Origin of the sequence: Streptomyces sp. CA-179760, from assembly GCF_050937045.1 — a bacterium.
GTDB lineage: Bacteria > Actinomycetota > Actinomycetes > Streptomycetales > Streptomycetaceae > Streptomyces.
Genome location: NZ_JBNJLZ010000001.1, coordinates 7,678,063 through 7,690,978 on the forward strand (window position 1 = coordinate 7,678,063; position 12,916 = coordinate 7,690,978).

Below are 12,916 nucleotides of genomic sequence, written 5' to 3' on the forward strand. Positions count from 1 at the left end.
TCAGACCCGTTGACCTCCCCGTGGCACACCCTTACCTTTTCGGCGTTCGTAATGACAGATGGTGTTCGAAATATCAGGCAACGCCAGTGAGAGGCAGCCCCCGCATGAGCCGCGACCGCGACCACGCTCTGCCCGAACCCCCCAGCCGCAGACTTCTGCTGAAGGGCGCCGCAGCCGCCGGTGCCCTGGCCGCCGTGCCCGCCGTCCCCGGTGTGGCCCAGGCGGCCGCGCCGGTGAGGCGCCCGAAGCCGGCCCCCTTCGAGAACCCGCTCGTCCGCAACCGGGCCGATCCGCACATCCACCGGCACAGGGACGGCTTCTACTACTTCACCGCCACCGCCCCCGAGTACGACCGCATCATCCTGCGCCGCTCCCGCACCCTGAACGGCCTGGGCACAGCGGACGAGTCCGTCATCTGGCGCGCCCACGCCACGGGTCCCATGGGCGCACACATCTGGGCGCCCGAACTGCACCGCATCGGCGGCAAGTGGTACATCTACTTCGCCTCCGCGCCCGCCGAGGACGTCTGGGCCATCCGCATCTGGGTGCTGGAGAACGCCCACCCCAACCCCTTCAAGGGCACCTGGGTGGAGAAGGGCCAGGTCAAGACGGCCTGGGAGACCTTCTCCCTGGACGCCACCACCTTCACCCACCGGGGCTCCCGCTACCTCGCCTGGGCGCAGCACGAGCCCGGCATGGACAACAACACCGGCATCTTCCTCTCCGAGATGGCGAACCCCTGGACCCTGAAGGGCCCGCAGGTGCGGCTCTCCACCCCGGAGTACGACTGGGAGCGCATCGGCTACAAGGTCAACGAGGGCCCGTACGTCCTCAAGCGCAACGGCCGCCTCTTCATGACGTACTCGGCCAGCGCCACCGACTTCAACTACTGCATGGGCCTGCTGACCGCCGACGCGGACAGCCACCTCCTGGACCCCATGAGCTGGTCCAAGTCGCCGACCCCGGTCTTCACCAGCAACGACACCACCAAGCAGTACGGCCCCGGCCACAACTGCTTCACCGTCGCCGATGACGGATGCACCGACGTCCTCGTCTACCACGCCCGCCAGTACAAGGAGATCAACGGCGACCCGCTGAACGACCCCAACCGCCACACCCGCGTCCAGAAGCTCGGCTGGAAGCCGGACGGCACCCCGGACTTCGGCATCCCGGTCGCCGACACGGCCACGGCGGGTGACTGAGATGAGACGTGCGTACGCGCTCCTCCTCGCCCTGTGCCTCGGGCTGTTCGGCGCCCTCGCCACCGCCGGCCCCGCCCAGGCCGCGCCCCAGACGATCACCAACGGCACCCAGTTCAAGGACACCTCCGGCAACCCCGTCCACGCACACGGCGGCGGAGTCCTCAAGGTCGGCTCCTACTACTACTACTGGTTCGGCGAGCACCGCAACGCCGACAACACCTTCCGGTACGTCGACGCCTACCGCTCGACCGACCTGAAGAACTGGGAGTTCCGCAACCACGTCCTGACCGAGGCCAGTGCCCCGGAGCTCGCGACCGCCAACATCGAGCGGCCGAAGGTCATGTACAACGCCTCCACCGGCAAGTTCGTGATGTGGATGCACAAGGAGAACGGCACCGACTACAGCGAGGCCCGCGCGGCCGTCGCCGTCTCCGACACCGTCGACGGGAACTACACCTGGAAGGGCAGCTTCCGGCCGCTCGGCCAGCACATGTCCCGGGACATCACGGTCTTCGTCGACACGGACGGCGCCGGCTATATGATCTCCGCCGCCCGCGAGAACTACGACCTCCAGATCTACCGCCTCACCGCCGACTACACCGGCATCGCGAGCCTGGTCGCCAACCCCTGGCCCGGCGGCCACCGCGAGGCCCCGGCCCTGTTCAAGCGGGGCGGCGTGTACTTCATGCTGACCTCGGGCGCCACGGGCTGGAACCCCAACCAGCAGCAGTACGCCACCGCCACGAACCTCGCCGGGCCCTGGTCGGCCATGAAGAACATCGGCGACTCGACGACCTACGGCTCGCAGACCGCGTTCGTCCTGCCGGTGCAGGGCGGTTCGGGCACCTCGTACCTCTACCTCGGTGACCGCTGGGGCAACTCCTTCGGCGGGACCGTCAACGACTCGCGGTACGTGTGGCTGCCGCTGACCTTCTCCAACTCGACCACGATGTCCATGTCCTGGTCGCCGGAGGTCACCGTCGACACGGCCGCCGGGACCGTCTCCGGCACCAGCGCCACATACAACACCCTCATCGCCCGCCACTCCTCCAAGTGCACGGACGTGACGAGCCAGTCGCTCTGGGCCGGTGCCCAGCTCAAGCAGTACGGCTGCAACGGCGGCACCAACCAGAGGTACTGGTTCAAGTCCGTCGGCAGCGGCTACTACCAGCTGATGGTCAGGAACAGCTCCCTGTGTGTCCAGGAGAACGCGAGCACGGTCACGCAGGAGAACTGCTCCTCCGCGACGAGCCAGCAGTGGTCCCTGACCACCACCGGCTCCTACGTGAACGTCAAGTCGCGGGCCACCGGCGAGTGCCTGGACGTGAACGGCGCGTCCACCGCCGACTCCGCCGCCCTCATCACGTACACGTGCAACGGAGGAACCAACCAGCAGTGGACGCGCGGGTCATGACAGTCCCGACGGCGGCGGCGCCTAGGACAGCAGATCGATCGCGTCGATCGCCGTCCCCGCGCTGAGGAAGCCGCTCGCCCCCGACCCGCTCACCACGTCGATCCTGAGCACGTTGTACTGACTCGTGTCCGTCTTCCAGGCGGACGCCGGGACGCTGTACGTGAACGTGTGGTTGTTGCCACGGTAGGAACCGTTGGTCAGCGACCGGGTGTTCGGCTGGGTGGGCGGGGAGGGTATGGCGGACGTCCAGGTGTCGTTGACCGTGACCTGGGGCCGGCCGTTCGCGTACGCCGTCGTCACCCCGACGCGCAGGGTGTGCGCGGCGGCGGCCTGCGCGGCGGTCAGCTTGAAGTACACGAGGATGCCGCTGTTGACGTCCTTCCAGAGGTAGCAGGGGAAGGCCGCCGTCTCCCCGCCGCCGCCGATCACCACGTTCCCGGTCCAGGACGCGGCCCGTACGTCCGACGGATGCGCGTACGTCATCAGGTCCGCGTTCTTGAACCCGCCCGGCGTACCGTTCCAGTCGCCGATCCGCCAGATCGCGCTCGCGCCCGCGGGGTCGTTGGAGGACGGCAGAGCGATCGTGTTCAAGGTGGTCGTACCGCCCGCCGACACGTTCACCGACGACGTGTACACCGCCAGCTCGCCCTTGAAGACGGTCAGCGTGTACGTCCCCGGCAGCACGCCCGCGATGGAGAACCAGCCGTCCGAGGCACGCGCCGAACCCCAGTACTGGGCGGACGGGTTGGCCAGCCCGACCGTGTACGGGTACGCCGAGTTCCGGCCGGAGATCCCGACGCCCGCCACCTTGCCCCGGCCGCTCGCCGGCACGTATCCGGAGATGCCGAGCGAGTCGGCCCACGGGGTGGTCAGCGTGCCCGGGAACAGCGCCGAGGAGGGAGCCCCGCCGTCCGTGAAGGCGATGACGTACGGGCCCTGGAGACCGAAGCGCTGGGCCTCGGTCTGGTTCTGGCCGTAGTAGAGGATCTCGTAGAGGCCGCCGCCGTCGGCGCTCTGGTGGCGCAGCAGGGAGCGGTAGAAGGGGCCGCCGGAGGCCTTCTCGTGGTTGCTGCGCACCATCCACAGGCCGACCCCGCCGGCGGACCAGCCGAGATGGTCGTAGTCCATGACGCGCCGCTTGGAGTAGTGCTTCGAGCGGGTCTGCCCGTCGGACTTCCTGAACACGTCCGAGGCCTCGACGGTGGTCGGCGCGTAGGTGTACGAGTCGGGCTCGTCGTTGAGGAAGGCGCCCTTCTTCACCCGCACGATGTACCGGGTGGCGGAGACGGACGTGTCGGCCTTGTTCGTCCAGAGATAGACGTTGTTCTCGCCGCTGCGGGCCGCGTAGTAGTGCTTCAGCGTGCCGTGCGTGACGGAGACCAGGATCGTCGAGCCGGACTGCCTGATGCCGACGGTGGAGGCGCCGAGCCCGGACTCGATGTGCGAGTTCATGCCGCCGTAGCCCTGGTACTCCGTGCCCCGGTAGACCAGCGAGGTCAGGTCGCCGGTGGACTTGCTGACCTTGAAGACCAGCTGGGCACCGGTGTCGACGACGTAGTTCGAGCCGTCGTCGCTGTAGCCGAAGGCGGCGGCGTGGGCCGTGCCGGTGAGGGCCGTGCCGGCGGCCGCGGCGGTGGCGGCGAGGACGAAGGTGCGGCGGCCGACCGGTCTGTGCGCGGATCCGGACATGGGGGCCTCCTCGGGAGGGTGGGGGGAGTTCGGGTGGGAGTGAGAGTGACAGTTGAATCGATTTCGCGAAAGGGCTTTCGGTCATGTGAAGTCGTCCATCTCGTGAATGCTGCTCGGGGTCTAGAAAGCGCTTGTCCGGAGCGGTACGGTCCACCTCCAGGTCTTGTCGTCCGCTGGGAGGAACCGCGAGTGAGACGTTTCAGCACCGCCTTCGTGGCGGCGGTGGCCCTGGGAACCGCCCTGACCTCCGTACCGGCCGAGGCTCACCCGGGCCTCGCATCGTGCACCGCCGACGCCTGCCACTTCGATGTCCCGCCGGGCACGTACGACGTGCGGGTCACCCTCGGCGGCGGGGCCGCGTCGAGCACGAGCGTGAGCGGCGAGACCCGCCGCGCCCTGCTCCCCGAGACGACCGCCCCGGCGGGCGTGGGGAGGGTCACCCGCAGCTTCACCGTGAACGTCCGCACCCCCGAGGGCGAGCCGACCGGCCCGGAGGGAACCCCCGGCCTCGACCTGCGGATCGGCGGTTCCGCCCCCGCCCTCGCCGGCATAAGGGTCACCCCGGCCCGGCAGACCCGCCAGATCTTCCTCGTCGGCGACTCCACCGTCTGCGACCAGTCCGGCGACCCTTACTCCGGCTGGGGCCAGCAACTGCCCCAGTACCTCCGCGAGGGCGTGTCCGTCGCCAACTACGCCGATTCCGGGGAGAGTACGGTCTCCTATCTGGGGAACCCGAAGCTGTGGGCCACCGTACGGCCCCTGATCCGCCCCGGCGATCTGGTCCTGGTCCAGCTCGCCCACAACGACAAGACCACGGACGAGGCCACCTACCGGGCCAACCTGGAGACCCTGGTGGAAGGCGTCCGGGCGCGGGGCGGACAGCCGGTCCTTGTCACTCCCATCGTGCGACGCTGGTTCAACGCGGACGGCACGCTGAACAACGGAACCGCGCTCCTGGTCAACGGCCTCGGCGTCGACCACCCCGCGGTCACCCGCTCCGTCGCCGCCGAGCGTGACGTCCCGCTGATCGACCTCACCGCGAAGACGAAGGCGCTCGTGGAGTCCCTGGGCGTGGAGGGCTCGAAGGCGCTGTACCTCTACAACGAGGCGCGGGACAACACGCACACCTCCGTGCGCGGTGCCACGGCCTACGCGGGCCTGGTCCGCGACGAACTCGTCACCCAGCGTCTGGTGCCGAAGGGCACAGTGCGGGTGGGATAGAGCCCCTGGGGCGCCCCGACCGGAACCGGGGCGCTCCAGGTCCGGCCCGTCCGCGCCGATCCAAGTGTCCGAACACGAACCCCCGCACGAAAGAGAACCGATGCACCTGCCTCCGGCCGACGGCACGACGTCTCCGTTCACCGGCTACACCCGCGCCCACTGGGAGGCGGCGGCCGACGCCCTGCTCGCCGCCGTCGAGCCGTACGCGACCGAGGACCGGGCGCTGTACCACCTGCCCGGCGAGCGGACCAGCTGGTCGGGACGCCTCTCCGACGGCCTGGAGGGCTACGCCCGCACCCTGCTGCTGGCCGCCTTCCGCCGCGACGAGAAGGCCCTGGAGCGCTACGCCACCGGCCTCGCCGCCGGGGTCTCGGGCGTCTGGCCCCGCATCGAGGACCGTGGCCAGCCCCTGGTGGAGGCGGCGTCGATCGCGCTCGCCCTGCGCCTGACCCGGGACCTGCTGTGGGACCGGCTGGACGACGGCGTACGGCAGCGGACGGCCGCATGGCTCGGCGACGCGCTCACCGCCGAGGCGTGGCCCTGCAACTGGGAGCTGTTCCCGGTCACGGTGGGCGGCTTCCTGGCCGAGACCGGCCATGAGCCGGACGCCTCCCGAGCGGCGATCGACCGCGGTCTGGAACGCATCGAGCAGTGGTACCTGGGCGACGGCTGGTACACCGACGGCGACGGCCGCAAGTTCGACTACTACAACGGCTGGGCAATGCACCTCTACCCGGTGCTGCACGCCTGGCTGGAGGGAGACGAGCGCCTGCTGGACCTGTACGGCGGCCGGCTGTCGCGCCACCTCTCCGACTACGCCCGGCTGTTCGGCGGCGACGGCGCCCCGATGCACCAGGGCCGTTCCCTCACCTACCGCTTCGCGACGACGGCCCCCTGTGGCTGGGCGCGCTGACCGGCCGTACGCCCCTGTCGCCGGGGGAGACCCGGCGGCTGGCCTCGGGAGCGCTGCGGTACTTCCTCGACCGGGGCGCGGTGGACGGCAAGGGCCTGCTGTCACTCGGCTGGCACGGCCCCGACACGTCCGTCCTCCAGGGCTACTCGGGCCCGGCCTCCCCGTACTGGGCGAGCAAGGGCTTCCTCGGCCTGCTGCTCCCGGCGGACCACGAGGTGTGGACGGCGGCGGAGGAACCCGGGCCGGCCGAGCGCGCGGACGCCGTCACGCCCGTCGGCCCTCCCAACTGGCTGCTCCAGTCGACCCGTTCGGACGGCGTGGTCCGCCTCCACAACCACGGCAGCGAGGACGTCCGCTACGACCCGTACTACACGCGCCTGGCGTATTCGACGGTGACGGCCCCCTCATCGTCGTACGACAACAGCGTGATCGTCGGCGACGACCCGAGCCGCACCGGAATCGAACCGCTGGGCGTCGGCGAGGGCTGGGTGGCCTCCCGGCACACGGCGGGCGGAGGGGCGCGGGTGACGAGTGCCGTGCTGGCGCGCGGGGCCGCTGAGGTCCGGGCGCATCTGGTGACGGGCGCGGAGCCCGGGACGCCGGTCCGGGTGACCGGCTGGCCGGCCGGGGAGGGCCTCCGGGCCGAACTCGTACCGGCGCTCGGACTCACGGACTCCCTGACGGGCGTCGTGGGCGAGACCGCCACCCTCTTCGTCGCCCTGGCCCGGCTCACGGCCGAGCCGGACCCGGCTGACCCGCTGGAGGAGTCGGTCTCCGTCCGCGCCGACGCTGCCGGAGCACTGGAGGTCCGCTGGAGCGACGGCGGCGTGACACGGGTCCGGCTGACGGAGGCGGGAGTGGACGTCACGGCTTGAGACGGGCGATCCTCAGGGTCGTGGACGTCGGGGACGCACCGGTGAGCGGCTTCGCGTAGGAGGGCGTGGCCGGGGCGTAGGCCCAGGTCAGTGTCCCGTCAGCGGACACCGCGATATCGCCGGTGATCCTGTCCTTGACGACCTTGGCAGCGCTCTGGAACTTGCCGTTCCAGTCGATGAGGCGCAGATGCGTGCCCGCGAACGTCCCGGTGCAGGTGCCGTCCTTGCACGTGGCGTTCTTGACCGACTCCCAGGACAGCAGCAGCCGGTCCTTGCCGTACGGGGCGAGATGGACGTTGACGTGCTCCACGCCCTTCGTCCCGGACAGGCGGATCGCCTCGCCGGGGCCGGAGTTGCGGTCCTTCAGGAACGCCACCGCCACCTGGTGCGTGCCCGTCTTCGGGGTGACCGTCCAGCCACGGCCGCTCGCGTCGTCCGGGTTCTTCTTCGCGGAGGCGGCGCCGCGGGAGGCGAAGGCGGTGGCGTAGCGGCCGGTGGCCGACCTGACGAGATCGCCGGTACGGCTCGGGAAGGTGCCGCCGCAGTAACCCGCCCAGCACTGCTCGCGCTGCACGACCGGCGCGTTGTCCGGGGCGCCGACACCCGTCGACACGAACAGGCCCGAACGCCAGTCGTCGAAGCAGAGGGAGGTGAAGGCGCCGCTCTTCTCGGCGTGCAGCGCGATGCCCTCGTTGTGGCTGCACCCCCAGCCCCAGCCGCCGCTCAGCTTCGCGCCCTTGGCGCTGACGTACGCCAGCTTGTCGCCGAAGTGACCGTCGGCCGCGCCGCCCGCGCCGTGCACGACGAAGTAGGCGCCGTACTTGCTGCCGTTCCAGGTGAGCTGCCCGTCCAGCAGCGGGGCCGTGTCCTTGGACGCGGTGCCGGTGAGCTTCGTACGGAAGGTCTGCTCGCCGTTTTGGTAGCGGACCAGCGCCGCCGCCGTCTCCTTCCACTTGTTGCTGTCGGAGACGCGGGTGAGCAGCGCGAAGCCGTCGTTGTGCGCGACCAGGCCGCCGACCTCCTTGGCGCCCTTGACGACGGTGTCCGCACCCGCCCGCTTACCGGCGGTGGTCAGCGGGGTGACGTGGATGCCGTCCGCCGCGGGCCAGGCCACGCGGAGGGAGCCGTCGGGAGCGGCCGCCGTCGCCGTGCGGGTCCACTCACGGGTGTTGTTGTAACCGGCCGACAGGTAGGGGAACTCGGCCGGCAGGCTGACGGCCGTGCCGGTGACCGAGAGGGCGGGAGCCGGCGCCGCACCGGCGGTCGCGTACCACGCCGAGGCCAGCAGACCGGCCGCCGCGAGCGCTCCGATGGCGGGCTTGCGGGCCGCGCGGACGCGGCGGTGGCGTGTGGTGCGGTGGGGCTGTGTTTCCGGTTGTGCTGTGGTCATGGTCTGTGGTTGCCGTGGGGGCGGGGAAGGTTGCCATGGCACCCGGGCGGCCGTACTTCGGTCCGCGCCGAAGCGACCCGCGCCTAGCGTGGCCCCATGACTGCCTTCGCCGACCTTCACCATGAGGAGGAGCCCCTCCTGCTCCCCAACGCCTGGGACCACGCCTCGGCCCGGGCCCTCGCCGGGCAGGGCTTCCGGGCGATCGCGACGACGAGTCTGGGCGTCGCCGCGGTCGCCGGACTGCCCGACGGTGTGGCGGCGACCCGGGAGGAGACGCTCCGGCTGGCCTTCGCCCTGGGATCCGAACCGTTCCAGCTGTCGGTCGACGCGGAGGGCGGCTTCAGCGACGACCCGGACGAGGTGGCGGAGTTCGCGCGCGAGCTGTACGCCGTAGGAGCGGTGGGTATCAACCTGGAGGACGGCCTCGGGCCCGTCGCCCGGCACGCGGCGAAGATCGCCGCGGTCAAGAAGGCGGCACCCGCCCTCTTCGTCAACGCCCGCACCGACACCCACTGGCTCGGCGACGGCGACACCGCGGACACGCTCACCCGCCTCGACGCCTACCGGCAGGCGGGCGCGGACGGCGTGTTCGTCCCCGGCCTCACCGGCCTGGGGCAGATCGCCGATCTGGTCCACCACCTGGACGTCCCCCTCAACGTCCTCTACTCGCCCGGCGGCCCGCCCGTCGCGCACCTCGCCGACGCCGGCGTACGCCGGATCAGCCTCGGCTCGCTGCTGTACCGGAGGGCGCTGGGCGCGGCGCTGGAGGCGGTGGCGGACATCCGGGCGGGGCGGCCGCCGAAGGGCATGACGCCGTCGTACGACGAGGTGGCCCTGCTCCCGACCCGCTAGGGCCTGTCGTTTGGATCACGCCGCAGACGCGGGGTCCGGCACGCGCATCTGCCGCGTTGTCGTCGGTTGCCGATGCTCCGCATCGCCGCCCTCCTCCGCCTGCAACTGCACGCACCAGACCCCGCTCACCGGCGATTTCCAGGAACCGTCAGTTTCCTGCGACCTGATCCAAACGACAGGCCCTAGTAGTGCTTCGTTACGTTGAGTGATCTCGGCTGGTTGTGGGCAGCCTCCCAGGGTGAAGTTGGGGGAGGTGGAACGGCTCCGGGGTGAGTTGTCGGAGTTCGTTGCCGATGTGTTCGGGTCGTTTCCGCGGCGGGATCAGCGGCGGTGGGGTGAGTGCTATCTGCGGGGCCTGATGCTCGATGGCCGGCGCAAGTCGATCCAGCCGATGGCCGAGCGTCTGCCGGACGGGAACATGCAGGCCCTGCAGCAGTTCGTGAATCAGTCGCCGTGGGACCCGTTACCGGTGCGGCGGCGGATCGCCGAGCGGCTGTCCAAAGTTGTCAGGCCCGAGGTGTGGGTGATCGACGATGTGTCGTTGCCCAAGTGCGGCAAGGCGTCGGTGGGGGTGGCCCGCCAGTACTGCGGAGCACTCGGCAAACGGGCGAACTGCCAGGTCGCGGTCAGTGTCCATGCCGCCACCGACACCGCCTCGTGCCCGTTGCAGTGGCAGTTGTATCTGCCGCGTGAATGGACGGACGAGCCGGACCGATGCCGCAGAGCAGGAGTCCCCGACGACGTGGTGCACCAGGAGAAGTGGCGCCTCGCGCTCGGTCTACTGGACACACTCGCCAACTGGCAGTTGAAGGCGCCGGTCGTGGTCGCCGACGCCGGATACGGCGTCAGCACCCCCTTCCGGCTCGGCCTTGAGGAGCGAGGGCTGTCCTATGTTCTGGCCCTGAACGGGAAGGAAGTCGCTCACCCGGAGAATACCGAGCCGCACCAGCCTGCTTATGGCGGGCTCGGACCGCCCACCCTTGCCCGCTACCGCACCTCGCCGCGAGCCGTTTCCGTCCTCGCAGCGGAGGCGGGTGCGGAGCGGTTCACCGAGGTGACCTGGAGGCAGGGCAGCAAAAGCGCGATGACTTCGCGGTTCGCGGTGCTGGCAGTGCGGCCCGCGGGCAAGCAGTCCCTGGCCGCAGCCCAGGCGGCGGGCGGCGGCCGCAACCAGTGGGACGGTGTCCTGCCCGTCCAGACACTCCTCGTCGAGTGGCCAGACGGCCAGGACACTCCGACGGACTACTGGATATCGAATCTGCCCGCCACCACACCGGCCGCTGACCTGGTGCGGTGGGCCAAGATGCGCTGGCGGATCGAGCACGATTACCGCGAGCTCAAGCATGGCCTGGGACTGGACCACTTCGAGGGCCGCACCTGGCGCGGCTGGCACCACCACGTCACCCTGGTCACCGCCGCCCAGGCGTTCCTCACCCTCAGGCGGCTCGACCCAAAAGTCCGCACACCGGCCTGACCCTCTATCAGGTCCTCGACGTTCTTCAGGACCTGCTGAGGTGCTGGACCGGTACCTGCACCACCTGCGGACGCCCCCTGCCCAACCCCCGAAGAAGCCACAGACAGCCCAGAACCTAACGAAGCACTACTAGGTGTCGAGCGCGGCGACCAGGAGGGCGACCGCGGCCAGGTCCGGCACGCCGCGCAGGAAGGTGACGGCCTGCTCACCCGCGAACACGCGTTGCGCGTCGGTCACAGCGGGATCGACGGCCGTCTCGGCCTGCACATGGACATAGTTGAGAGCCGTCGCGAAGAGCATCGAGAACGAATCCGGGCCGGTGATGACGGCCGGGCCCCCGGCACCGCGGTAGGCACGTGCCAGCCGCCGGGCGGCCTCGATGTCCACCTCGTTGCCGCCCGACCAGACGTAGAGGGCCCGGGCGAACTCCCGTTCCGCCGAGACCGGCCCCGCGTTGTCCCAGTCGAGGAGGACCGGCCCGTCCGGACCGACCAGGACGTTCTGGGGCTGGAGGTCGAGGTGCGAGGTCACGAGGCCGCGCGATTCCGACGGGGCGACCCAGTGGGCCAGCGGGGGAGCCGCCGTGGCGACGAAGCCGCCGAGCTCGTCCGACCAGGGCAGGCCGGCGTCCCGCACCTTCTTGAGCACGTCCTCCCACTCGGCGTCGTCAGGACACCGCTCGTACCAGTCGCCCGGGGTGTCCACGGCGCTCTCCCCGGCCCGGTGCAGCAGCGCCATGGTCCGGCCGAACCAGTCCAGGACGTCCGGGTCGGAGGCGTCCGCCCGGGTGCCGTCGACCCAGTCGTACAGCTTCACCCAGGAGCCGCCGCCCGGGGAGTCGAGGCGGGAGACGTGCGCGCCGTTCCGGGCGGGGTGGAGCCGGGGCGAGGCGATGCCGAGGCGTTCCGCTGAGTCCCTCAAGGCGGCCTCGCGTCGCACTTGGGCTTCGTCGCAGCCGAAGAGGAGCTCCTTCACGGCCCAGGACCGGCCGTTCCCGGTGAGCTTCCAGATCTGGCCGAGGGCGCCCCGGGTGACGGGCGTCATCGCCCAGGGGCCGGCGCCGAGCGAGTAGATCTCGGCTATCGAGTCGGCGGTGTCACGCATCGGGATTCCTCTCCTCGCGGGGCCAGTTCCGCAGCAGCGCGTGCAGGGCGTCGATGGCCCGGTCCCAGGACGCCTGTACGTCACGGGGCGCGCCGAAGGCGCCGTTGGACTCCAGGGCGCAGTAGCCGTGGAAGGTGCTGCGCAGCAGGCGCACGGCGTCCGTGAGGTCGGGTTCCTCCAGGCCGTAGGCGCGGAGCATGCCGTAGGTGACGTCGGCCGTGCGGCGCATCGCGGGGGAGTCGCCGAGGAGGTCCTGGTCGACCGGGATCTGGGTCGCCGCGTACCTGCCCGGGTGTTCCAGGGCGTAGGCCCGGTAGGCACCGGCGAAGGCGGCGAGCGTGTCCCGGCCGGGTTCCCGCCCCTCGACGGCCGCCGCGATCCGGTCGATCATCTCGCCGCCCGCGAAGAGGGCCAGGCGGGCACGCAGGTCCTTGAGGTTCCGGACGTGGGTGTACAGGCTGGCGTCCTTCACACCGAAGCGCCGCGCCAGCGCGGACAGGGTGACACGCTCGAAGCCGGCCTCGTCGGCGAGGTCGGCTGCGGCCGCGACGAGGCGGTCGGGAGTGAGGCCGGCTCTGGGCATGGGGGTTTTGGGTGTTACCTCTCGAAGAGGGCCAGGACGGTGATGCCGCGTCCGAGTGAAGGTCCCACAGACGCACGGTGATCGTAGCCCGACGCCCAGCGGTTGCAGTGCCCATGACCAGGGCGGAAAATGAGAGCAGGCCCTCAGCCGCCATCGCGTCTCCCGCCGCCTCGCGCGGGGGTACGCACAGCGCACCGGG

The 12,916-nt window shown here is 70.6% G+C and carries 9 protein-coding genes and 1 pseudogene; 6 read left to right on the forward strand and 4 right to left on the reverse strand.

Going from position 1 to position 12,916, the window contains the following annotated elements; translation table 11 throughout:
* Positions 1-104: 104 nt before the first annotated feature.
* Together ACQEV8_RS34910 and ACQEV8_RS34915 are read left to right on the forward strand one after the other, a co-directional pair.
* Complete coding sequence (locus tag ACQEV8_RS34910) at positions 105-1,202, forward strand: glycoside hydrolase family 43 protein (RefSeq protein WP_432968446.1); 1,098 nt, start codon at positions 105-107, stop codon at positions 1,200-1,202.
* Between the two features lies 1 nt (position 1,203).
* Positions 1,204-2,616, forward strand: coding sequence for an RICIN domain-containing protein (locus ACQEV8_RS34915; protein ID WP_432968449.1), 1,413 nt, complete (start codon positions 1,204-1,206; stop codon positions 2,614-2,616).
* A 21-nt stretch (positions 2,617-2,637) separates the two neighbouring features.
* On the opposite strand, the gene ACQEV8_RS34920 is transcribed toward ACQEV8_RS34915, so the two are convergent.
* Positions 2,638-4,305 carry a rhamnogalacturonan lyase B N-terminal domain-containing protein gene (locus ACQEV8_RS34920; RefSeq protein ID WP_432968452.1) on the reverse strand — a complete coding sequence of 556 codons (1,668 nt, stop codon included), beginning with the start codon at positions 4,303-4,305 and terminating at the stop codon, positions 2,638-2,640.
* Positions 4,306-4,494: 189 nt separating this feature from the next.
* Between ACQEV8_RS34920 and ACQEV8_RS34925 the strand changes: the two genes are divergently transcribed.
* Complete coding sequence (locus ACQEV8_RS34925; protein ID WP_432968455.1) at positions 4,495-5,526, forward strand: rhamnogalacturonan acetylesterase; 1,032 nt, start codon at positions 4,495-4,497, stop codon at positions 5,524-5,526.
* 100 nt (positions 5,527-5,626) lie between these two features.
* A pseudogene (locus tag ACQEV8_RS34930) lies at positions 5,627-7,314 on the forward strand (DUF2264 domain-containing protein).
* Here the strand turns inward: ACQEV8_RS34930 and ACQEV8_RS34935 are convergent.
* Complete coding sequence (locus tag ACQEV8_RS34935) at positions 7,304-8,704, reverse strand: hypothetical protein (RefSeq protein ID WP_432968458.1); 1,401 nt, start codon at positions 8,702-8,704, stop codon at positions 7,304-7,306. The pseudogene ACQEV8_RS34930 and the gene ACQEV8_RS34935 sit on opposite strands and share 11 nt — an antisense overlap.
* A 96-nt stretch (positions 8,705-8,800) precedes the next feature.
* Here ACQEV8_RS34935 and ACQEV8_RS34940 point away from each other — a divergent pair, with 96 nt between their 5' ends.
* Both ACQEV8_RS34940 and ACQEV8_RS34945 read left to right on the forward strand, forming a co-directional pair.
* Positions 8,801-9,556: an isocitrate lyase/PEP mutase family protein gene (locus tag ACQEV8_RS34940; protein WP_432968461.1), complete on the forward strand. Its 756-nt coding sequence runs from the start codon at positions 8,801-8,803 to the stop codon at positions 9,554-9,556.
* Between the two features lie 238 nt (positions 9,557-9,794).
* Positions 9,795-11,030, forward strand: coding sequence for an IS701 family transposase (locus ACQEV8_RS34945; RefSeq protein ID WP_432960765.1), 1,236 nt, complete (start codon positions 9,795-9,797; stop codon positions 11,028-11,030).
* A gap of 129 nt (positions 11,031-11,159) precedes the next feature.
* On the opposite strand, the gene ACQEV8_RS34950 is transcribed toward ACQEV8_RS34945, so the two are convergent.
* Both ACQEV8_RS34950 and ACQEV8_RS34955 read right to left on the reverse strand, forming a co-directional pair.
* On the reverse strand, positions 11,160-12,134 hold the full coding sequence (locus ACQEV8_RS34950; protein ID WP_432968464.1) for an aminoglycoside phosphotransferase family protein: 975 nt from the start codon (positions 12,132-12,134) through the stop codon (positions 11,160-11,162).
* Positions 12,127-12,717 carry a TetR/AcrR family transcriptional regulator gene (locus ACQEV8_RS34955; RefSeq protein WP_432968467.1) on the reverse strand — a complete coding sequence of 197 codons (591 nt, stop codon included), beginning with the start codon at positions 12,715-12,717 and terminating at the stop codon, positions 12,127-12,129. The genes ACQEV8_RS34950 and ACQEV8_RS34955 overlap by 8 nt, the downstream gene beginning before the upstream one ends.
* Between the last annotated feature and the right edge of the window lie 199 nt (positions 12,718-12,916).